This window comes from Vibrio crassostreae, assembly GCF_041439375.1.
In the GTDB taxonomy this organism is placed as follows: Bacteria; Pseudomonadota; Gammaproteobacteria; order Enterobacterales; family Vibrionaceae; genus Vibrio; species Vibrio crassostreae_D.
In genome coordinates, this window is the sequence record NZ_JBGONY010000014.1 from 19,204 (window position 1) to 39,490 (window position 20,287).

The following is a 20,287-nucleotide window of genomic DNA, read 5'->3' on the forward strand; positions in this document are numbered from 1 at the left end:
ATTCATACAACCCATTAAGGATTCTTAACTTTACCCATTTTAGTCAGGATGCCTTTGCCCTTCTCATAAACAAGAGATAAACCAAAGTAGACTGAAACCCACAAGACAAAATCAAGAGCGGCTAACTTGATATCAAGTGGATCTGAAAAGATGTTATAGGTGTGCCCAAACTTTGCTTCAATTGATTTAACTAAAATCACTGTAACGATAAAAATCACAATCCTCATGGGTTTTCCTATCTATATCTTTAAACTAAATCGTACACATGCGTGTGGAAATTGTTTAAGTTATTCCAAGTATATAATGCGTTTACGGCCCTACATGTCATTGGCTTTTTCTATAAACCAAGTGCCTTTACACGGGCCATTGGTTAAATGCCAACGACCATCAAATCTATTGCTACTGTCATGTGCTGAAAGTCGATAATCCCATTGGCTATTGCGGACTTCTAACCATTTAACGCATTACGCCAATATTGCACCGTTTTATCAGAGACAGAACCGGTTTCGTTCGCTGCTGCGATCAAGAAGCCACATAAGTTGGTTGCAACTTCCTCATTGCCCAACAAATATAAACTACGAATGGCTCGCGTTAACCTTAGTTGGTTATGATCATGGTTTTTAAGCCATACATGATTTGCGTGGCTAAGCGGTAACAACAAAGATATTTCGATACCCTCTCGCTGCATGCCCCAAAACTCAAGCATCAGGTCAAGTACTTGTAGATGAGCTGTGCGGAGCTCTTCTGACTTAGCAAAAAGCACCCTATCTTCTTGAGTAACCAACGGCGCATGTTGATTAAACTTAGTCCCTTCATCTATTGGGAAAAACACTTGAATATACTTATGGTCGTGCTCCAACCAAAAGTGATTATAAGCCAACAACTGTTCAATATTACGACCAAATTTATCTGGTGCTTCACCAGATATAAAGCGAGCAATCTCACTCATTTTAGAATCCTACTGATTATAAACCCCCACTTGTGGGCGAATGCATTATTACGCAGTAAGCCGTGAAAAGCCTAGTCCTTTACGTTGTAAGTACCGATCGGACTTCGAACTCCACATACCACGTATTAGGAATCACTTTTGAATACTTCCGAGCTTACTTTTCTAACAAACGACACTGATACTCTGCGACACATTTTAGATCTGCTGCATGTTAAGGGATTCGTTCGTGAAAAAAACATAATGCATCCGCTAGCGTGCGTATGAGTTTTAGACTTAAGCCAGCAACCAGTGTGTTAATAACTGAGTACTAAAACCTGAACGACTAAAAGAGATAGGTAATATATGCACCGAAAGATTACGTCTTTCACAGACAAAATCCTTCAGAAAGCGTCCTTCGGTGCATATAGTTTCAAGCGACTGACATTAGTGACTCATGTAAGTCGCTAACATAAATAACTAGCGTAAGCGTCTCAACACAACCTGCTGGTCGAGATCATTCTGATAGTCCGTGTAATCAAGCCCTTGATCAAATATGTACTCAGTGACAAGAGTACGAATGCATTCAACTAACGTGCTTGCTTGCCAAGGCTTTTCAAAGTAACGGTCGATACCTGCTGCATTAATCGCATTGATGGTATCGGTGTGAGTGGCCTGCCCCGTAAGAAGAATTTTCTTTGTATTCGGAAAGCGGCTGTCATGGAACACTTCAGTGAGTAACTCCACACCCGTTTTACCTGGCATCACATGATCAGACACGATGACGGTAATGTGTTCGCCTTCCGCGTCAAGTTCATCAATGAGATCAAGCACTTCTTGTGCTGATTCACAATCTTCAATATTCAGCCAACTCGCCAGCGGCTCTAAATCTTGTACCACTGCGCTCAGTACTTCTCTCTGGTCATCGACACAGATTAAATTAAGCTTCTCCATGTTCACCCTCTACTGGTAACTTGATTCTAAATACAGTTTTAGAAGCATCACTTTTCACAATGATACTTCCGCCATAACCCGCCACAATCCGCTTAACTATTGATAAACCCAAGCCCAATCCAAACGATAAACCACCTTTTTTAGTGGTGAAGTTGGGCTGAAATATCTTTCTACGAGTCACCTCGTCTATCTCAGGGCCGTTATTCGTGATCGTAACTAATATTCTTTTCTTACTTAATCTGGTTTGAATTTCGATTGCAGCATCGTCTGAATTCGACATTGCATCACAAGCATTCTTTACAATGTTGACCCAAATCTGAACGAGCTCTGTTTTCGAGCCTTTAAAAGACGGTAAATCTGCTGGGCTCAATCGCACAGATACTCTACGTAACTCACTTTGTAACAACGATAAGGCATGGTTAATGGAGTCGTTAATATCAACCGCTTCTTCGGTGTCAATATCAACTCTGCCAAGTTGTTTAACCGATTTTACGATGCCAACGGTGTGTCTAGATGCCAAACGTAAATCATGTAAATCACAGCCCATCTGCCAAAATCGAATCGCTTCTTCTGGGTTTTTCAGCCAATGTTTTGAAATAACGTCTGTTGCATGTGAAGCGTCAATTGGAATCGCCTTTGCAAGAGAGCGTGCAATGTTTTTGTCTAAACCATATTTTCTTTCAAATTGTCGCCCACGTGTTCGCGCTTCTGACGACGACGTTTTCTGACCATGCATTAACCCAAAATCGAAAAATTGACTGGCTTCTGGATGCACTTCTTCAAGTAGCTCCATGATGACCGTTTCAAGTCGGCCAGATTTACTATTTACTACACCAATAGCGTTGTTAAGCTCATGGGCAATCCCTGCAGCCAATTGACCCAAGGTCGTCATTTGCTCAGCAGTATGTAACTTCTCTAGCGCTTTTTGTTTCGCTATCGCTTCTTGTGTTGCACGGCGTTGACGACGCGACAACTCATTGACAATCACAGGTGTGAACTGTGCGGTAAGAGGGCCAAACTTACGTTCATCTTCTGCAGGCGTGTCTTTATCGATCCACGCTAACTCAACATCGGTTTTAGCAACAACCGTTGAAGATGCTGTCCAATTACCTGAAAAGAAGCTATGAACGCCTATAAAAGCCCCACTACCCGCGCTAAACACGCGTACTCGCGGTGCATTCGCTTCGGTATAAAAACCTTCCAGTTCTCCACTAAACACATAATATAAACGAGTGTTTAACGCTGATTGTTCAATAATGGTGTTACCGGCACGGCACGTCACCCGACGTTCTGTCTGATTAAAATAACGATCGATAAGTGCTTCTAGCTTTTGTTGATACACGTATCGTTATCCTATGTGACCAATTGAATGTAGCACCCACACCATAACAAAACTCAGTAGCACACCAACCACACCCAAAATAATACCAATTCTGGCCATTTGATTACTTTGCACATGGCCAGTGGCATGAGCCAACGCATTCGGTGGCGTACTGATTGGCAGTGACATACCTAATGAAGCGGCAAAAGTCACAACCAGAATTAACGTTAACTCACCGCCTAGTGGCGTGAGTGAAGCCATAGACGAACCTAATGCAGCCATAATTGGCATTAACAAGTTAGCCGTTGCGGTATGAGACATAAAGTTTGCCATTACCAAACACAAGAACGCCGCTCCGAACAACACCACATAGGGTGAGTAAGCATCAAACGGAATGCTGTGTACCACGAGCCTTGCTAAGCCAGTTTTATCGAGAGCTAAACCAAGCGCAATACCACCTGATACAAGCCACAATACGTCCCAAGAAATCTTTTTCAGGTCTTCTTTATTGATGATCCCTGTGAGTGAGAACACAGCGACAGGAATCAGAGCGACGGTATAAGAGTTCATGCCATGGCTTGAGCCCATTAACCAAAGAATAATGGTTAGCGCAAAAGTGACGTATACCGCAATGGCTTTGGGCGTTTTAAGGAATTTACCTTTGATGCTTAGCTCGATTTTCTTTTGGTCAGCTTTGTACATAAAGCCTATTAAAAACCACGCTAACGCCATCATAATAACGACAAACGGCACACCAAATGCCATCCATTCACCGAACGTAATGAGGTTATCGCCAACTAAATATTTAAGTGCGATAGCGTTCGGGGGGGTACCGATCGGGGTACCAATGCCACCGATGTTAGCGGCAACAGGGATACAAAGCGCAAACGCTATACGACCGGGGTCTTTCGGGCCAAACACAGCCAGTACCGGCGTTAAAATAGAGAGCATCATTGCTGTTGTTGCCGTGTTAGACATAAACATCGAAAAGATACCAGTGATCAACATTAAGCCGAGCATCACAAACTTCGGGTCTTGTCCAAATGGCTTCAATAATACACGGGCTAAGTTTACGTCTAATCGATACTTAGTGGCGGCCATCGCTAAGAAAAAACCGCCCAAAAACAGCATGATAATTGGGCTGGCGAATGTCGCCATGATGTCGCTGTATTTTAACAACTCACCAAAATGTTCCTGCCCATGCTCAAACCTTAAAAAGATCAGCCCTTTATCCGACAACATCAATAATTGCAGAACGATAATAACAACAGACGTCGCGTAGATCGGGATAGGCTCGAACACCCAGCACAATGCCGCTAATAAAAAGATCGCGATAACGCGTTGTTGAATAATCGTAAGGCCTTCAAATGGAAACGCTGATAGCGGCATTACGAGGATAATGAAAGGAATTAAAATAGGGATGATGTATTTAATATAGGGGCGCATAGCACAAAAACTCTTCCTGAGAAAACAACTACTTAGAAATTAGATTTAAAGTTCTAATTTAGTCCGACAACGAATTATCGACCTCTTATCACTATCTCACTATCGGCTAGATCAATGATTACGTAATCGCGATATCCCCTTTTTCGTTTCTGTGCGCTACCTCTACGTTTGTATGTCATTTACTGTTGCAATTAAATTCCGAGAAACAAAAGGCAAGCGTTCGCCTTTGCGTAGGAGATCCGTAATATGTGAGCCATATTTGACACCGAACTGGTTTTCAGAAGTAAAGAGCATAGCTGCATTATCGAGTAGCTCTTTTTTTCAATTTGAGACCTGATTCGCGTGTAAGTTGTACTTCTGCGCTAACTAGACTGATAACGTTGCATAAGTTAAGTGCAACGTCCTAATTAAACTCACTTTTCTAACAGACGACACTGATACTCGGCAATGTGCTTTAGCTCCGATGTATGTGCAGGGAATCGTTCGTGAAGATAACACAATGCATCCGCTAGCGTTATTTGGTGTAGATTCGATATATAACCCAAAACCAATCGGTGGATATTGTCATAGAGCTCATCTGAATTATCCGAGCTTTGACACTGCGCCAAAATAGCTTGATCAATCTCATCGTCAGGATCTTCCAATGGGCTATTAGCTTGTCGATAAAGATTAGAAAGCATCGAGTCATATTGCTCTTTCGATAAGTCTTCCTTACAACGCAGTATCCACGTAAGCGTAATTAGGTTATGCCCAAAGAAACCAAACTGTTTTAGGCATGCTTGTAATACCTTATCGAGCTCTACGACTTCGCTTGTGTCAGTGCTTTGGTCGCAGCCAGAGCTGGTCGATGTGACAAATTCAGTGAAGCGGTTAAGGAATGCTGGAACTTGAGACGACTCTAACTCACGGTAAACGCGATTCAACGCCAATAAGATAGTCACATTGTGGGAAAGGTATTCGCTTGTTTGAGAGGCCTGCGAAACGTAATGCGAGAAGATGTCTTGAAAGCCCTTATTCTCATGCCACTGCATTAAAGCAGCATACGCCGCTGGGTATACCCCGTTATCCAATATCCTTTGAATACGAAAATCTGAGAACTTTGGCGCTTGTAGCGTTGCAGAGTACTCGTATAAAACTTCAATCTCAGTTTGGTCTATCAGCTCACTCGTTTTAAGCCACACATTGTCGGTTGTGCTGAAATAATCATTAAGGTGATTCGCAGCCAAATAAGCTTTTAAAGAATGAGGTTGGTGGATGCTAGCACTGCTATAAAGTGCCTTTTCCAATAGTTGGTCGCTTGTCATGTTTCCTCCGGGAAACTAAGACCGAATAGGTTTGGTTGTTATATGACTAGCGTCTTTGAGAAGCAAATCGAACGGTCTACACCGACATATTTACCATACGCACTGGATTCTGAGTAAGAGTGGCGACAATAAAAGGTCACCGCTTTTGAGTTCACTCTACGTGTCGATAAAATAGCTTTTCGATACCCTTTTTCAATCGCAAGACATTCGAGTTGTTTCAATAAATATGAGCCAGCACCGGCTTTGTTAGAATACATCCGCTTAAGTTCACAAACTTCACTTTCATGATATCTAAATACCCCACATGCCACAGCGCTATCATTTAGATACACCACGATACATCCATCTTTTGATGGGTCAAAAGCGTCAGATACAAAAGAGCTTTCACCTGTGTCATTAGTAATCTGGTTGAGTGACGAATTCAGCTCAGCGATTAATGACTGAAAATCTCTATGATTTGGTTCTACTTTCCTATATTCGAATTCCATACCTGCCACATAATGCCAACTCAATCAGCATGATCAAAAATACAAGGTTGCAGAACGCCCGAAGAATAGTAAATATTGCCGTATCTCAAATTACACGTGAAAGTCGGCGTAACAAAGGAAAGCACTTAATCCAAGGCGGTAGAGCGCAAGTACGAACCGTTTTATATATGGTGATGATGACAGCCATGCAAGCGACTTATACTCGGCTTTTAGCAGCTGAAAAACCTAAAAAGTCGTAATAATCACGTATCTACGAAGATGGTTGTGACCCTTAACTATATGCTCAGAGATGGCGCCATGCGGGATGAAAACACAGCCCAAAATTAGTCATTGACGCCATAGTCGTTTGTTACACACAATTTTAGCTAAGGTTAAAGACGAGAAATAAAGTACTCGTGTGCTGAACCAGAAATATCACACCCCAAATACGTTCTAGATAAATTTTTAGCTGCAACAAGTGTTGAACCAGAACCAAAGAATGGATCCACTACAACATCATTTTCAGAAGAGCTTTGTCTAATCAGCACCTCAAGAAGGTCGACTGGTTTTTCTGTCGGATAGCCTCTCCAAACTCTCTTATGCTCAAGAACATCTGGGACACTCAAGTCATTGAGTTTCCTTTTTCCTTTCTCAAAAAAAAGAATGAATTCGTACCTGGCGCGATAGTGGTAGCCCATACCTATAGCACATTTATCCCAAACGATAGGTTTCCAGAACTTAAAACCTAATTTTTCTGCTATAGGTTTTGCAACGAACATTGTTTCTTGATCACAAAACAAGTAGAAATGAGAGCCTTTCTTTAAAACACGAAAAACTTCGGTAAACAGTTCCTCAAATCGAGTATTTGGGAAAATACTGAACCATTGATTGCTTGATGATTTACTATCTTTTAAACGAGTCGTAGTGCCTATTTTTCTGTGTTTTTCTAAGGACTCATATGGCGGATCAGTGATTAGCAAATCAACACTAGAGTCTTCTAATGTTTTTAGCCACTCCACAGCATCCATTTTATAAATTTGCGACATTTTGCTGCCTTGGTTTTAAAAATGGCTTAAGTTAACATAATAAAGCCGATACAACGAGGTCGTACCGGCTTAGGTTACTAATTACATTTAGGGTCACTGGCTTCGCAGTGCAAACGACGACATTCTCGGCAGTATGACTGTACTCGAACAGTACCGTCCCCCATATTTCTTAAACCAAATAAATGGTCTACTTGTTCTTCATTGTTTGCAACGGTATTACAACCACGGCATGGACAACTAGCTTTAGTTAGATCAGGCATAATGTTTCTCCTTGAATTAGATACCCATAACGTATATAAGGTCAAATTGGTCCTTTTCAAGAGTTATAAAGGACTTTTTTGTCTATGGCAGCCATTAAACAGAAAAATGTAGAAAAGATGAGTTCTGTATTTAGTGGTATTGTTAAAATAAGTTTACTATTGACAATAAAGACAATATCCCCACTCCCTAAACCTATCTATTTACTTATTTATAATTAAGATAAAAACAGAAAAATATCGAAGTTAACTCAGGTGCTTTCATTCTATAAATTAGAACAAAGCGGGGTTTAATAACTCCCGACCCTTCATGCGTTTACGATAAATAATAAAATTGGATTTTATAAAAACAATTTGATCAATAAGAATTTTTGTAAACTTTGAATTACATACTCTAAAAATAAATCTCCCTGATAAACTTGTCATAATTCCAAATGCTCTTCCAATCTTGATTCGCAACACATGGCAAAGATGTGTTGCATATAGACTTCCTATAAAGCCGTTGGGAAGAAGGAGTTTATATTAAAATCAGGAACGAATAATGAACCAACAACGTCAACTAAGCTGGAAAATAGCAGCTATTCTAGGTACATCTTTTGGCTTTAATGCACACGCTGCAGAAATGGTCAGAATCGATAACGATACACTGCTACAACAAAGCCTCGTCGCGCAGTCGAAGAGTGTTGCCCCACTAGAATTAGGTTTTTCTGAAGTTAAACGGGTCGTATTGCCCAATGGAAAAACAAAAGTCCGCTATCAACAAACTCACTTAGGTTTACCCGTCTTTGATACCTCCGTTGTGGCTACCCTTTCCAAGAACCAACCCACTCAGGTGTTCGGTTCCATGGCACAGGGGATCAGTGGAGACTTATCCAGCATCGCACCAACGCTGAATCAAGAGCAAGCGATTGAAGCCGCATTGTCTGCTCACCGCACGTTTACCGTCGGCAAAAAGTCGATTGAAAACAAAAATGCAAAACTGATGGTGAGATTGGATGAGAACCAAACCGCGCAAATGGTGTATCTGGTCGATTTCTTTATCGCTTCCTCTTATCCAGAGCGCCCTTTTTACTTTATTGATGCCATGACTGGCGATGTGATCCAAAAATGGAATGGATTAAACCACGCTAAATCGTCTGGTACTGGCCCTGGTGGGAACCTCAAAACCACTCGATATGAATATGGCAGTGACTTCCCTAGCTTTCCCATCGACAAAACAGGCACCACGTGTAAGTTAGAAAACGATTCGGTTAAAACGGTCAACTTGAACCACGGAACATCTGGCAGTGCAGCCTACAGCTACAACTGTACCGACGGAACCAACTATACCGATCATAAATACATTAACGGTGCTTACTCGCCTCTTAACGATGCGCACTACTTCGGTAATGTCGTTTTTGATATGTACAAAGAGTGGATGAATACGTCGCCTTTAACTTTCCAGCTGACGATGCGAGTTCATTACAGCACGGATTATGAAAATGCCTTCTGGAATGGTACATCCATGACTTTTGGTGATGGCAAAAATACCTTTTACCCATTAGTCGATATCAACGTGAGTGCTCACGAAGTCAGCCACGGCTTCACTGAGCAAAACTCCGGCCTTGTGTACCAAAACATGTCAGGCGGTATCAATGAAGCCTTCTCCGATATTGCAGGCGAAGCGGCTGAATACTACTTACGTGGCAGTGTGGATTGGGTGGTCGGAAGCGATATATTCAAATCAGAAGGCGGCTTACGTTACTTCGATCAACCTTCAAAAGATGGTCGCTCGATTGATCACGCCTCTCAATACTACGATGGTTTGAACGTTCACTTATCTAGCGGTGTTTACAACCGCGCCTTTTACCTTTTAGCGAACAAATCGGGTTGGAATGTACGTAAGGGTTTTGAGATATTCACGGTTGCCAACCAGTTGTATTGGACGGCAAACAGTACCTTTGACGCTGGAGCTTGTGGCGTAGCGAAAGCCGCAGCCGACATGGGCTATGTGGTTGCCGATGTTGAAGATGCTTTTAACACAGTAGGCGTGAATGCGAGTTGTGGTGTCACACCTCCAACTGGCAATTTACTGACGAAAGGCACACCGATTGCGAACCTAAGCGGGAATCAATCTTCAGAGAGCTTCTACACCTTCACTGTGGATTCTGCATCCAGCGTGACGGTTTCAATGTCTGGTGGTTCGGGTGATGCCGACCTTTATGTGAAATCGGGAAGCAAGCCAACGACATCGAGTTACGATTGTCGCCCTTACCGCGCTGGAAACAATGAGCAGTGCAGTGTGAGCGCTCAGCCGGGTGTGACCTATCATGTGTTACTGCGCGGATACTCAAACTATTCTGGCCTAACGTTGCGTTTAGATTGAGTTAGAACAAAAAGCTAACCGCGTTAAATGGAGATCAACAAGGCAAAACTGTTTTGCTTATTAGGTCTTGAAATAAAAAACCTCCGGTTACGTAGGCGTGACCGGAGGTTTATTGGATAAGTTGTCATTGATACTGCAAGTAAGATAAAGCGAGTAAGATACAACTAATAATCGAGCAGTGATTAGAACTCTTCAGTATCAATTTCACGTTGAGTTGCCGCGTTATAACGTCCACCAGCTATCTTGTTTTGAGGAATAATATCGTCTATCACGCGCAACAATTCATCAGAAACCGATAACTGCTGTGCATTCCAGTTGTCCTCTAAGTGTTGGAGGCTTGTAGTACCCGGTAATGCGATAGAGTTCGGTGCTTTTTTCAAAGTCCAAGCCAATGCCAGTTGTGCCAGAGTCGGAGTTGAACCGCGATTGTCATTAATCGAAAAGCCGTTCTCTTCTGCAAACAACGGCAACACAGACTCAAACTGTCGTACTAAAGACAAATTAGACTCGAAGTGTTCATCAGAGAAACGTGGCATGGCTAAGCGAATATCACCAGCGACAAACTGATTATCTTTTACTTCGCCCGTCAACATACCGCGACCAACAGGGCTAAACGACACAAAGGTCGCATCTATCTTTTGGCATTGCTCGATAACCGCGATTTCAGGGTTACGTGACCAGAGCGAGTATTCCGATTGTACGGCTGCTATCTTATGAACCGCATTAGCTTTGGCAATGGTGTCGGCAGAAACTTCTGACAAACCTATGTGTTTGATCTTACCCTCTTCGACTAAACGAGAAAGTTCACCAATGCTCTCTTCAATCGGAACGCTTTTGTCCCATCGATGCAGGTAGTACAAATCAATGACGTCAGTATTCAAACGTTGTAGTGAATCTTCACACGTTTTACGAATCGTTTCTGGCCGCCCATCAATCGCTCGCTTGCCATCAGGCCCTTTGAACATTCCACATTTACTGGCGAGGAAAAACTCATGACGACGATGACCAACCGCCTCAGCTAACAGTGATTCATTCGCACCAAAGCCATACAACGCAGCCGTGTCGAGCATGTTATAGCCCAAATCCAGCGCTTGATTGAGTAACTTAATGCCATCCGATTTCTGTGGTGGGGTGCCATAAGCATGCGACAAGTTCATACAACCTAAAGCCACTGGCGCTAATGTCTGCCCACCAATACTAGCCATCATCGTTTATCCTTTTACTGCTAAAAATACCAACTGTTCACTAACACGACTTTAAAGAACTTATCTCCTTTAAGTCACTACTGAGTAGCTAAAAACTTGCTACTCAGTTTTTAACTACTCAGCTTCAAGTAACTGTTCAAGCTTGTCTAATGTTTCCATTGCAGGAAGGCAGCTCGCCACACTTGAATTTGGCTCACGACCCGTTTTGATTGAATCGAAGAATTCACGGTCGATAAGTTCAATACCATTATTAGAAACCGCAACACCTTCTAGTGAGATAGGGTTTTCTTTGCCGTCATAAAGGTCATCATAGCGCGCTAGGTAAGTGCCCTCTTCACAGATGTAACGGAAAAACGTACCAAAAGGGCCATCATTGTTGAATGATAGTGAAAGCGTACAAATTGCACCTGATGGCACTTTCATACCAATGCTCATGTCCATTGCGATACCCAAGTCTGGGTGAATTGGACCTTGAAGCGCTTGCAGCTTAGTTGCCTGTTCACCGGTTTGGTATTGGAAAAGGTCAACCGTATGACACGCATGATGCCAAAGCAGGTGATCGGTCCAACAACGAGCTTCACCTTTAGCGTTGGTGTTTGTGCGGCGGAAAAAGTACGTTTGAACGTCCATCTGCTGGATATGGAGTTCGCCGGCAGCAATCTTGTTCTGAATCCATTGGTGGCTTGGGTTGAAACGACGAGTGTGGCCAGCCATTGCGATTTTGCCAGATTTCTTTTGAGCTTCTACCACACGGTAGCTATCTTCGATGTTGTCCGCCATTGGGATTTCAACCAAAACATGTTTGCCTGCTTCCATACATTCAATCGCTTGTGCTGCGTGCATTTGTGTTGGCGTAGCAAGAATTACTGCTTCCACTTCATCAAGTGCAAGTGCGTCAGATAGGTTGGTAAAGCCCTTTGAATCATGACCATACTCTGTGATCAGTTGATCAAGCTTATCTTGCTCTGGAGAAACCATCGCAGTTACGCGAACGCCTTCAATTTCACGGATAGCATCCAAGTGTTTACGTCCAAAGGCACCTGTCGCGCCCACAACACATACGTTCATATTCATTCCTTTAATTTAGTACCCGCCCTGTTTGGCCGGTGTTGCTTAATGCTTTTTACTTAATGTTTGATTACTTAATGAATTACTTAGTTGCTTAATTGCTTAATAATCGATGGCTTCTACGTTTAACCCAGTTCCGCATTCAGCTACTCACAACATTCGCTTGCTGAGATTTTCGATTTTTTGGTTATGCCGTTATTCATTCAATGCGCGAGTTCCAGTATTGGCCAATTGCCCTAATACCAAATCACTCAATGTAGATAGGTCTTGCCCTTGATACTCGACTGGCATCTTACCGAGTGCGCTATGCCACTCCATCGCACCATTCACCATCGAGCCATTCAAATTTAGTTCGCTTAAGGTATTAGATACCTCTTTAAGCTCGTTAGAACGTCGCTCCCCATGAGATAACATACGTTCCAAGTGATATTGGCCGAGATTGTTCAATGGCAGAGCTGGATACGTTGTACTGAGTGATTCGAGCACATGATTTTCAACCCCCGCTTTACGCGCTGCCAACAAACATTCCGTAGTGAGAGCTTCAAGTCCTTTTACCATCACAGAACGGATCATTTTGATGCTTGATGCCTCACCCACTTGGTCAGACACCACTTCAACTTTGAAGCCAAGTGTGGTCAATATTGGTTCAATCTCTAATGCTTTTTTTCCAGAGATCAACAATGGGATCGCAGATGTTTTCTCCAACACCGGGGCCATAATTGCAACATCAAGGTAGCTTGCACCACATGCTTCAATAAGCTCAGCATTCCTTTGTTTTACTTGGGGTGAACATGAATTACAGTCCAAGAATATCTGTTTGGACGTGAATGTTTTCGCTACGTTTTTCGCCACAGCTTCTGCTTGATCGGCCGTCACCAATGAAAAGACTAACTCAGCACCATTTATCGCCTCGTGAGCTTCAAATGCACCTTGAACGCCATGCTTAATGTATTCAAGGAGAATGCTTTCGCGGTGCTGTGCATGGTTACTTTTGATATCGAATCCACTGATCACTTCTGGTGCTTTATCACCCCAGCTCACCAAAAATTCTTGTGCAGCTTCACCAAAACCAATGAACGCAGCTCTTGTTATCGTCGCCATAATTCTCTTTTTACCTGCCAACTTATCTGCGTTTTTCATGACAGTTACCTTAGCATTGGCACCTACAGAGCGATAATCAAATAAATATAAGGGGTATTCAATTTTGGAAAAATGCCTTCACTTTTAGATCGCACTTGAGTGTCATGATTTAAGTTGAAAATAGAAAGCCAAACAGAAAACACAACAAGCCGAACTGAACTCAACTGAGAATAACTAAAGCTGTACACCTTTCTCACGTAACAACGTCAGAAAATGGTTTTGAACCGAGGTAGCAAACCAGTTTTTCCGCATGGTTAAACCGATTGGGCGCGACTGCTTTTTGCAATCAAATGGCAGAATGGTGAAGTGCCCCTCCTCAAGTTCGCGAGTGATCTGGTGCTGAGAGAGAATCGTTAATCGATCGCTGCCTAAAAGCAGTTCCCTTACCAACATCTGTGAACTCGCCTCAACAATACGAGTGGGTACATCGCGTTCCTGAGATGTGAAAATGTCTTCAAACATTCTACGTCCAGGTGTGTTTACATTAGATACAACCCAACTCGAACCTTGTAAATCATCAAGTGTTATTTGCTCTTTCAAGCTCAATGGATGATCGTTTCTAGAGAGGATTTTGTTATGCGATTGAAACAGAGTTTCTTGGCGAATATCGGTGCTCGGTGATGGGAAACGCAGCGCACCAATGAGGATATCTAGGTCACCGTGGCGTAAGTGATTGAGCAAGTCTTGATACGGGCCGTCGATCACATGAATTTGGCAATCAGGGAACTTACGAGAAAACTCATTGATGGTGTTTGGTAGTAAACATGTACGAGCAAGAGGCAAACAGCCAACCGTAATCACACTGTTATGGCGGTTACTCAATAAGCCAACCTCTTCGATGCCTTGCTTGATTTCTACGAAGGCTAATTTACTCGACATCACCAGAGCGCTACCAGCTTTACTAATCGTAATACCCGTGCTGTTTTTTTCGAATAAAGTGATACCAAGGATCTCTTCAAGATCTTTAGATGCACGATAAACTGACGACTGCGACACTTCCAAAATTCGACTGGCTTCAGTAAAGCTTTGACCGTTAGAAACCGCGATCAATGCTTTCAATTGAGTGGTTGTTATATTGAACAAATAGCGCTGAACACTGCTTTTTCGCTGGCCTTTCGCGACTTTTAGTGAATCAGCAATGCCTTTACTGATGTACTCTAACGCACGTTCAATTCGAAATGAAAACGCTTCTCCTTGTTCGGTCGGTTTCATGCCATCGGTGGTGCGTTCGAACAGCTCACTATGAATGTTTTTTTCCAGTTTCGCTATCGCTTGTGTGATGGCTGGCTGAGACAAAAACACCACTTCCGAAGCCTTGCTAATGCTTCCAGTATTCACCACTTCTGATATCGCTCTTAGGTGTCTCAAGTTTGGAATATTTAACATGTTATCGCCTCAAAAGTGCTGTCAAACTGCCATTTACATTCAAATTACAAATACAAATGACACCTTCAAAAACGGCGCTAAATGACTCATTTAAACCCCGTCAACTATCGAACACATTCAGCACATTTTTTGAATACTCTTCCAGCAGAAAAGCTGAAATATGTGAGTTGATGTAGATAAAATGTAACTTCACCAAGGTAAAGATGTGACTTCATTCTCCAAAAAAGAAATACACAAAAATTCATTTTCAATCCCCTTTTTCAATACATAACTCACAGCTATATATCAGTAACCTGCTGTTTTATAGTGCAATACAAATGGGATATCAAACCGTAACCCCAGCGCGAATAGTTAATGTTATCTCAAAATTGAATAACACTTTCACTATATGAATTATCGGTTGTTAATTTTAGGTGATAACTTTATCGACGTAGAAACAGGAGGTTCACAAATGAAAACAATAACTAAACTTACACTCGCTCTATCGCTTGCATATGCAGGTTCTGCTGCTGCTCTGGACATCACTATTGGGCATGTAGATTCACAAGATTGGACGATCTCTAAGAAAGGCGCTGCAACACAGGTTTTCAAGAACCTTGTAGAGGCTGAATCTGGTGGTCGAATTAATGTAAATATCTACCCTTCAGGTCAACTTGGTGGCGAGACAGAGCTACTTCAGTCGACTCAAGAAGGCATGCTAACCATGACTATGGTTTCTGGTGCTTACTCTAAGCTTTGTAAGGAAGCGAACGTACTAGAAATCCCTTACCTGTTCCCTTCAGCGCCTGTTGCTTGGGAAGTGCTAGATGGTGAATTTGGTCAAAAGTTGAATGACCAATGTTTGAAAACAACGGGTCTACGTAACCTCGCTTATGGCGAAACAGGTTTCCGCCATTTCACAAACTCAAAACGTGAGATTACTACGCCGCAAGACTTAAACGGTCTTAAAATCCGCGTAATGACAACACCACTTTACGTTGAAATGATGAAGTCATTGGATGCAGAGCCTACACCTATTGCATTCCCTGAAGTTCCTGCCGCTCTGACCACTGGCGTTATCGACGGACAGGAAAACCCTGTCAGCGTAATCAACGCGAACAAATTCTATGAACTTCAGAAATACATCACTCTAGACGGTCACGTTTATGGTACTGATTTCTTATTAATGAATGACGATTTCTACACATCTTTGAATGCCGAAGACCGAGCCATCATTGATCGTGCTGCAAAAGTTGCAGGCACAGTAGGTCGAGCTATTCAGCAAGTGAATTCAGCAGAAGGCTTAGAAGTACTTGCTCAAAAAGGCATGAAGATTACTTCGCTAACGCCAGAGCAACAGAAACAATTCCGCGATAAGACACAGCCCGCTGTGATCAAATGGTTATCAGGCACTATCGATTCAAAATGGATTGATGATGCACTAGACGCAGTAGAAACCGCGACTAACTAATTCATAACCGAATAATCAATACAAAAACCCTACAGCAGTACTTATAAGAAATGAGTCGTTATACCTCTGATGTATAACGACTCTTCCCAAGGAGACAGGGAACATGATTGAGCAATATAAAAAGCTACTTGCGATTCTCGCCGGGGCTTCACTCTTCAATTTGTTTGCAGTGATGTTGATCACCACAATCAGCCGTTACTTTTTTAATACCTCTATCCTATGGGGCGAGGAGCTAAGCAAATACTCAATGATTTATGGCGTTATGTTCGCTACATCATTGTGTTATTTAGAAGGCTTACACATCAAATTTTCTATTCTTGATTCAGTGAAATCAAAAGCATTTCAAAAAACGCTGGAAGTCATTGTCGACCTATCTGTTTTGTTATGTTCGGTGATCTGGACTTACTCAGCGTACCTATTTGTGATCAAACGCGGAGGCATTGAGTCAGCTGGTATTGGAGTCTCTATGTACTACTTCCAATCAGCATTGATTGTTGGCGGCGCTTGCCTATTTATAGCCGCTACACTGCGTTTAATTCAGCACGTGAAATCAGCGCGTGTATCCACAAGAACTCAAGCTATCCAAAGCGACGTATAAGGAATCGTTATGCCTTCAATTGCCTTAATGGGATCCATGCTAATTTTTGGTATTCCTCTCGTATTCAGCATCATCTTGGCGATGTCGTTCTACGTCTCTAGTACTCCCATCTCTATCAGCCTAATAGCCCAACGTATTTTTAGTGGTTTGGATTCTTACTCTATCCTTGCGGTTCCTCTGTTTGTTCTTGCGGGTGAACTAATGAACAAGAGTGGTATCACTAGCCGTATCATTGATTTCGCTAACGCATTAGTGGGTCACTTTCGTGGTGGCTTAGCTCAAGTGAATATCTGGTCTTCAGTGATGTTTGCTGGTATCTCTGGCTCTGCAGTTGCTGATACCTCCGCACTTGGCCGCGTGTTCATTCCTCAAATGGAAAAAGAAGGCTACAGCAAAGAGTTTTCTTCAGCGTTAACGGCAGCGTCTTCGGTTATTGGGCCGATGATTCCACCTAGTATTCCAGTGATCATTTATGCGCTTATTGCGAGTGGCGTATCTGTCCCTGCCCTATTCTTAGCGGGTATTGTTCCTGGCGTATTGTCTGCGGTTGCTCTGTCTATTTTCGTGTTTATTTACGCGACTCGTCACAACATAAAAAGCAACGTGGTTCGTCAAAGCCGCCGTAAAGCGTTGGTAAAAGCGTTTGTTCCGCTAACAATGCCAATCTTCATCCTTGGTTCAATCTTGATGGGTATTGTGACGCCAACTGAAGCAGCGGCGTTCGCAGCTTTCTATGCGCTACTAGTTGGTATGTTCGTGTATAAATCTCTAAGTTTCAGTGACCTACCAGAAGTGTTCATGCGTTCAATGCGCGACTCTTCAATTGTCTTGATCCTGATTGCCGTTGTATCTGTAGCGAACTGGATTCTTACTTTCTCCCGCGTTCCTCAGTTCATCAGCCAACAGATTTTAGGCAGCATCAGCGACCCAATCATGTTCCTGATTATGGTAAACGTTATCTTGTTGGTTGTTGGGTTATTCCTTGAAGGCATTGCTGCAATGCTGATTCTTATCCCAATCTTTCATCCGATTGCGATGAGCTTTGGTATCGACCCTGTTCACTTCGGTATCGTAGTTATCTTCAACCTAATGATTGGCTTGATTACACCACCAATGGGGATTTGTCTGTTTGTGTCCAACACCATTTCCAAGGTCGGAATCGCTGCAATTTCTAAGCAAGTGATTCCACTGTTCCTACTTGAAGTATTGGTGTTGTTCTTCATCACTTTTGTTCCGCAAAGCGTGCTGTTCTTGCCACAGCTATTCGGATACTAGAGCACACACAAAACCATGTCTGTATATGAAATATTGCTGCCGCTGATACTGATTGTCGCGGCAGGCTTTCTCACGACTAAAAATGGCTTTTTCACTCGCCATTTCATCGGTGACGTAAGCAAATTCGTTCTTTATATCTCACTTCCTGCGGTCATTTTTGGCAGTGTCACTCAGTTAAATTTGAGCGAAGCCATCAACAAGAACTACATGTTGATCTATGCCGTAGGCGGTTTGCTGTGTATGACCATCGCAGTGTTGTATAGCCGATTAATCATGAAGTTGAAGTGGCAAGATTGCTTCATCAACGCTTTAGGTAGCGGGATGCCAAACAGCGCATTCATAGGCTTCCCTATCGTGTTGTCGATTTTTAATGGTCAATACGCAGAAGCGTTTCTAATGAGCGTATTGATTGAAAATCTCGTGTTTATTCCAGTGTGTTTGGTGTTCCTGGAGTTCTCGAATGAAACCGACTCATCGCTCAAAGATCAACTTATCGAGATTGGAAACAGGCTAAGAAAGAACCCAATCATCATTTCGATCACTTTAGCGTTGAGCATCAACCTATTAGGTATTCAGCTGCCATTCGTGATTGAAGAAAGCGTTGGTATTCTCGCCAAAACTTCAGTCGCTTTAGCACTGTTTGCGATTGGTGGAGTTTTGGGGCAATCACTGGTGCTAAACCAAAAATCACGCATTGCGCTGGTTACTAGCATCAAATTAATTTGCTTCCCAATTATTGCGCTCGGTTTACTTTTGGTCTGGCCGGTAGAAGGAGATTTGAAATATGTGCTGCTTATCTTTTGTGCATCACCAATGCTCTCGATCTACCCCATTCTTGGCGGGATCTATAAGCAACAAAACTTCTGCGCAAACACATTGATTATAACGACGCTGGCCTCTGGATTTACCTTGTCTATCGTTGTTTCGCTCATAACTCATAACTCATAACTCATAACTCATAACTCAAATAACAATAACTAAAATGTTCACTCATAAGGTCTTAAACATGGAAAAAGTTAAAATTGCTGTTGCTGGAGCAGGCTTAATCGGGAAAACACACATCAAACTCATTGTTGAAAATGAACAATGCGAACTGGCTGCTATCGTTGATCCGTTCCCAGCGGCGAAAGAGATTGCCGATGATTACGGTGTGCCCGTTTATGAGAGCTTAGAAACGCTGTTTTCCGATGCAAAGCCAGACGGTGTGATCCTCGCGACCCCAAATAAGTTACACGCTCTGCAAGCACACGAATGTATTGCCGCTGGTGTGGCAGCTATCGTCGAAAAGCCAGTGACAGATTCTATCGAAGATGCGATTGAGTTATTGAAACACGCAAAACACGAGAACAGTAAAATCCTAGTTGGCCATCACCGCGCTTATAGCCCGCTTTTGGAAACCGCTAGAAAGATCATCGACAGTGGTGAGCTCGGCAAACTGGTTTCTATTATGGGCAGTGCAGCATTCTACAAGCCAGATTACTACTTCGACGAAGGCGATTGGCGCAAAGTAAAAGGCGGCGGCCCTATCCTTATCAACATGATTCATGAGATAGGCAACCTGCGTCACCTTGTTGGCGATATTGTCGGTGTTCAGGCTATGAGCTCAAGCAGTGCACGTGATTTTGAAGTGGAAGATACAACAGTCATCTCTCTGCGCTTTGAAAACGGTACGCTAGGATCTTTCCTTCTGTCAGATGCGTCAGCAAGCCCACGCAGTTGGGAACAAACCTCACAAGAGAACAAATCTTACGCGACGTACGAAACCGAAGATTGCTACCACGTGGCGGGCACCAATGGTTCCCTTTCTATACCAACCATGCAGGTTAAATCATTCGCGAAAGATGTTACGCCCTCTTGGTGGAACGAGATGCTTGAGCGCAAAGAAGAAATTCATCGTGAAGACCCTTTAAAACGTCAGCTTGAACACTTCTGCGCATTGATTCGCGGCGAAGAGAAGACACCGAAGGTCAGCATTTGGGATGGCCTGCAGAATCTATTGGTTATCGACGCGATCATCAAAGCTTGTGAAACCGAGCAATACGTACCCGTTCAAGACGTAACACCGCAGCTTAAGTAAGGA

Annotated in this window: 19 protein-coding genes and 1 pseudogene; 7 read left to right on the top strand and 13 right to left on the bottom strand. The window is 42.8% G+C overall.

The genetic code is table 11. The annotated features are described in order from the left end of the window. Positions 1-14: 14 nt before the first annotated feature. The 7 genes from ACED45_RS08295 to ACED45_RS08325 form a co-directional block, all read right to left on the bottom strand. The gene (locus ACED45_RS08295) at positions 15-227 is read right to left on the bottom strand and encodes a hypothetical protein (protein ID WP_017070650.1); all 213 of its coding nucleotides are present in this window, start codon (positions 225-227) and stop codon (positions 15-17) included. Between the two features lie 221 nt (positions 228-448). Continuing rightward, entirely contained in the window at positions 449-949 is a 501-nt protein-coding gene (locus tag ACED45_RS08300) for an opioid growth factor receptor-related protein (protein ID WP_371713733.1), read from the bottom strand. 456 nt (positions 950-1,405) lie between these two features. After that, positions 1,406-1,879 carry a response regulator gene (locus ACED45_RS08305; protein ID WP_009846553.1) on the bottom strand — a complete coding sequence of 158 codons (474 nt, stop codon included), beginning with the start codon at positions 1,877-1,879 and terminating at the stop codon, positions 1,406-1,408. Continuing rightward, on the bottom strand, positions 1,866-3,221 hold the full coding sequence (locus ACED45_RS08310; RefSeq protein WP_371713734.1) for an ATP-binding protein: 1,356 nt from the start codon (positions 3,219-3,221) through the stop codon (positions 1,866-1,868). Before ACED45_RS08310 ends, ACED45_RS08305 begins: the two co-directional genes overlap by 14 nt. Positions 3,222-3,227: 6 nt before the next feature. Beyond that, positions 3,228-4,646 carry an SLC13 family permease gene (locus ACED45_RS08315; protein ID WP_004733551.1) on the bottom strand — a complete coding sequence of 473 codons (1,419 nt, stop codon included), beginning with the start codon at positions 4,644-4,646 and terminating at the stop codon, positions 3,228-3,230. A 413-nt stretch (positions 4,647-5,059) separates the two neighbouring features. Next, on the bottom strand, positions 5,060-5,950 hold the full coding sequence (locus ACED45_RS08320; RefSeq protein ID WP_371713735.1) for a hypothetical protein: 891 nt from the start codon (positions 5,948-5,950) through the stop codon (positions 5,060-5,062). A 38-nt stretch (positions 5,951-5,988) separates the two neighbouring features. Beyond that, positions 5,989-6,438: a GNAT family N-acetyltransferase gene (locus ACED45_RS08325; protein ID WP_371713736.1), complete on the bottom strand. Its 450-nt coding sequence runs from the start codon at positions 6,436-6,438 to the stop codon at positions 5,989-5,991. A gap of 74 nt (positions 6,439-6,512) precedes the next feature. Here ACED45_RS08325 and ACED45_RS08330 point away from each other — a divergent pair. Continuing rightward, positions 6,513-6,765, top strand: a pseudogene (locus ACED45_RS08330) (IS110 family transposase); the annotation flags it as partial. Between the two features lie 44 nt (positions 6,766-6,809). On the opposite strand, the gene ACED45_RS08335 reads toward ACED45_RS08330, so the two are convergent. Beyond that, positions 6,810-7,463, bottom strand: a complete 654-nt coding sequence (locus ACED45_RS08335; RefSeq protein WP_210449314.1) for a DNA-methyltransferase — start codon at positions 7,461-7,463, stop codon at positions 6,810-6,812. Between the two features lie 77 nt (positions 7,464-7,540). Next, on the bottom strand, positions 7,541-7,723 hold the full coding sequence (locus ACED45_RS08340) for a hemagglutinin (protein WP_210449313.1): 183 nt from the start codon (positions 7,721-7,723) through the stop codon (positions 7,541-7,543). Positions 7,724-8,261: 538 nt separating this feature from the next. Here ACED45_RS08340 and ACED45_RS08345 point away from each other — a divergent pair. Continuing rightward, complete coding sequence (locus ACED45_RS08345; RefSeq protein WP_371713737.1) at positions 8,262-10,085, top strand: M4 family metallopeptidase; 1,824 nt, start codon at positions 8,262-8,264, stop codon at positions 10,083-10,085. Positions 10,086-10,267: 182 nt separating this feature from the next. Here the strand turns inward: ACED45_RS08345 and ACED45_RS08350 are convergent, their stop codons facing one another. From ACED45_RS08350 to ACED45_RS08365, 4 genes are all read right to left on the bottom strand, one after another. Continuing rightward, a complete protein-coding gene (locus ACED45_RS08350) occupies positions 10,268-11,293 on the bottom strand; it encodes an aldo/keto reductase (RefSeq protein ID WP_371713738.1) in 1,026 nt (341 codons plus the stop codon). Between the two features lie 111 nt (positions 11,294-11,404). Then, positions 11,405-12,358 carry a Gfo/Idh/MocA family oxidoreductase gene (locus tag ACED45_RS08355; protein WP_371713739.1) on the bottom strand — a complete coding sequence of 318 codons (954 nt, stop codon included), beginning with the start codon at positions 12,356-12,358 and terminating at the stop codon, positions 11,405-11,407. Positions 12,359-12,553: 195 nt separating this feature from the next. After that, positions 12,554-13,498, bottom strand: a complete 945-nt coding sequence (locus ACED45_RS08360) for a DUF1932 domain-containing protein (protein ID WP_371713740.1) — start codon at positions 13,496-13,498, stop codon at positions 12,554-12,556. 174 nt (positions 13,499-13,672) lie between these two features. Next, positions 13,673-14,884 carry a LysR family transcriptional regulator gene (locus ACED45_RS08365; protein ID WP_146489930.1) on the bottom strand — a complete coding sequence of 404 codons (1,212 nt, stop codon included), beginning with the start codon at positions 14,882-14,884 and terminating at the stop codon, positions 13,673-13,675. Positions 14,885-15,335: 451 nt separating this feature from the next. Between ACED45_RS08365 and ACED45_RS08370 the strand changes: the two genes are divergently transcribed. From ACED45_RS08370 to ACED45_RS08390, 5 genes are all read left to right on the top strand, one after another. Further along, a complete protein-coding gene (locus ACED45_RS08370; RefSeq protein ID WP_146489929.1) occupies positions 15,336-16,334 on the top strand; it encodes a TRAP transporter substrate-binding protein in 999 nt (332 codons plus the stop codon). A gap of 103 nt (positions 16,335-16,437) precedes the next feature. Then, on the top strand, positions 16,438-16,932 hold the full coding sequence (locus ACED45_RS08375; protein ID WP_371713741.1) for a TRAP transporter small permease: 495 nt from the start codon (positions 16,438-16,440) through the stop codon (positions 16,930-16,932). A 9-nt stretch (positions 16,933-16,941) separates the two neighbouring features. After that, the gene (locus tag ACED45_RS08380) at positions 16,942-18,207 is read left to right on the top strand and encodes a TRAP transporter large permease (RefSeq protein WP_082241965.1); all 1,266 of its coding nucleotides are present in this window, start codon (positions 16,942-16,944) and stop codon (positions 18,205-18,207) included. Positions 18,208-18,222: 15 nt separating this feature from the next. Then, positions 18,223-19,155 (top strand): AEC family transporter, encoded by a 933-nt coding sequence (locus tag ACED45_RS08385; RefSeq protein ID WP_371713742.1) that lies wholly within the window; start codon positions 18,223-18,225, stop codon positions 19,153-19,155. A 58-nt stretch (positions 19,156-19,213) separates the two neighbouring features. Then, complete coding sequence (locus ACED45_RS08390; protein ID WP_371713743.1) at positions 19,214-20,284, top strand: Gfo/Idh/MocA family protein; 1,071 nt, start codon at positions 19,214-19,216, stop codon at positions 20,282-20,284. Positions 20,285-20,287 lie beyond the last annotated feature (3 nt).

Coding starts and splice junctions, on each gene's coding strand:
- ACED45_RS08295 (WP_017070650.1), bottom strand. CDS start 227: ATGAGGATTGTGATTTTTATCGTTACAGTGATTTTAGTTAAATCAATT.
- ACED45_RS08300 (WP_371713733.1), bottom strand. CDS start 949: ATGAGTGAGATTGCTCGCTTTATATCTGGTGAAGCACCAGATAAATTT.
- ACED45_RS08305 (WP_009846553.1), bottom strand. CDS start 1,879: ATGGAGAAGCTTAATTTAATCTGTGTCGATGACCAGAGAGAAGTACTG.
- ACED45_RS08315 (WP_004733551.1), bottom strand. CDS start 4,646: ATGCGCCCCTATATTAAATACATCATCCCTATTTTAATTCCTTTCATT.
- ACED45_RS08320 (WP_371713735.1), bottom strand. CDS start 5,950: ATGACAAGCGACCAACTATTGGAAAAGGCACTTTATAGCAGTGCTAGC.
- ACED45_RS08325 (WP_371713736.1), bottom strand. CDS start 6,438: ATGGAATTCGAATATAGGAAAGTAGAACCAAATCATAGAGATTTTCAG.
- ACED45_RS08335 (WP_210449314.1), bottom strand. CDS start 7,463: ATGTCGCAAATTTATAAAATGGATGCTGTGGAGTGGCTAAAAACATTA.
- ACED45_RS08340 (WP_210449313.1), bottom strand. CDS start 7,723: ATGCCTGATCTAACTAAAGCTAGTTGTCCATGCCGTGGTTGTAATACC.
- ACED45_RS08345 (WP_371713737.1), top strand. CDS start 8,262: ATGAACCAACAACGTCAACTAAGCTGGAAAATAGCAGCTATTCTAGGT.
- ACED45_RS08350 (WP_371713738.1), bottom strand. CDS start 11,293: ATGATGGCTAGTATTGGTGGGCAGACATTAGCGCCAGTGGCTTTAGGT.
- ACED45_RS08355 (WP_371713739.1), bottom strand. CDS start 12,358: ATGAACGTATGTGTTGTGGGCGCGACAGGTGCCTTTGGACGTAAACAC.
- ACED45_RS08360 (WP_371713740.1), bottom strand. CDS start 13,498: ATGAAAAACGCAGATAAGTTGGCAGGTAAAAAGAGAATTATGGCGACG.
- ACED45_RS08365 (WP_146489930.1), bottom strand. CDS start 14,884: ATGTTAAATATTCCAAACTTGAGACACCTAAGAGCGATATCAGAAGTG.
- ACED45_RS08370 (WP_146489929.1), top strand. CDS start 15,336: ATGAAAACAATAACTAAACTTACACTCGCTCTATCGCTTGCATATGCA.
- ACED45_RS08375 (WP_371713741.1), top strand. CDS start 16,438: ATGATTGAGCAATATAAAAAGCTACTTGCGATTCTCGCCGGGGCTTCA.
- ACED45_RS08380 (WP_082241965.1), top strand. CDS start 16,942: ATGCCTTCAATTGCCTTAATGGGATCCATGCTAATTTTTGGTATTCCT.
- ACED45_RS08385 (WP_371713742.1), top strand. CDS start 18,223: ATGTCTGTATATGAAATATTGCTGCCGCTGATACTGATTGTCGCGGCA.
- ACED45_RS08390 (WP_371713743.1), top strand. CDS start 19,214: ATGGAAAAAGTTAAAATTGCTGTTGCTGGAGCAGGCTTAATCGGGAAA.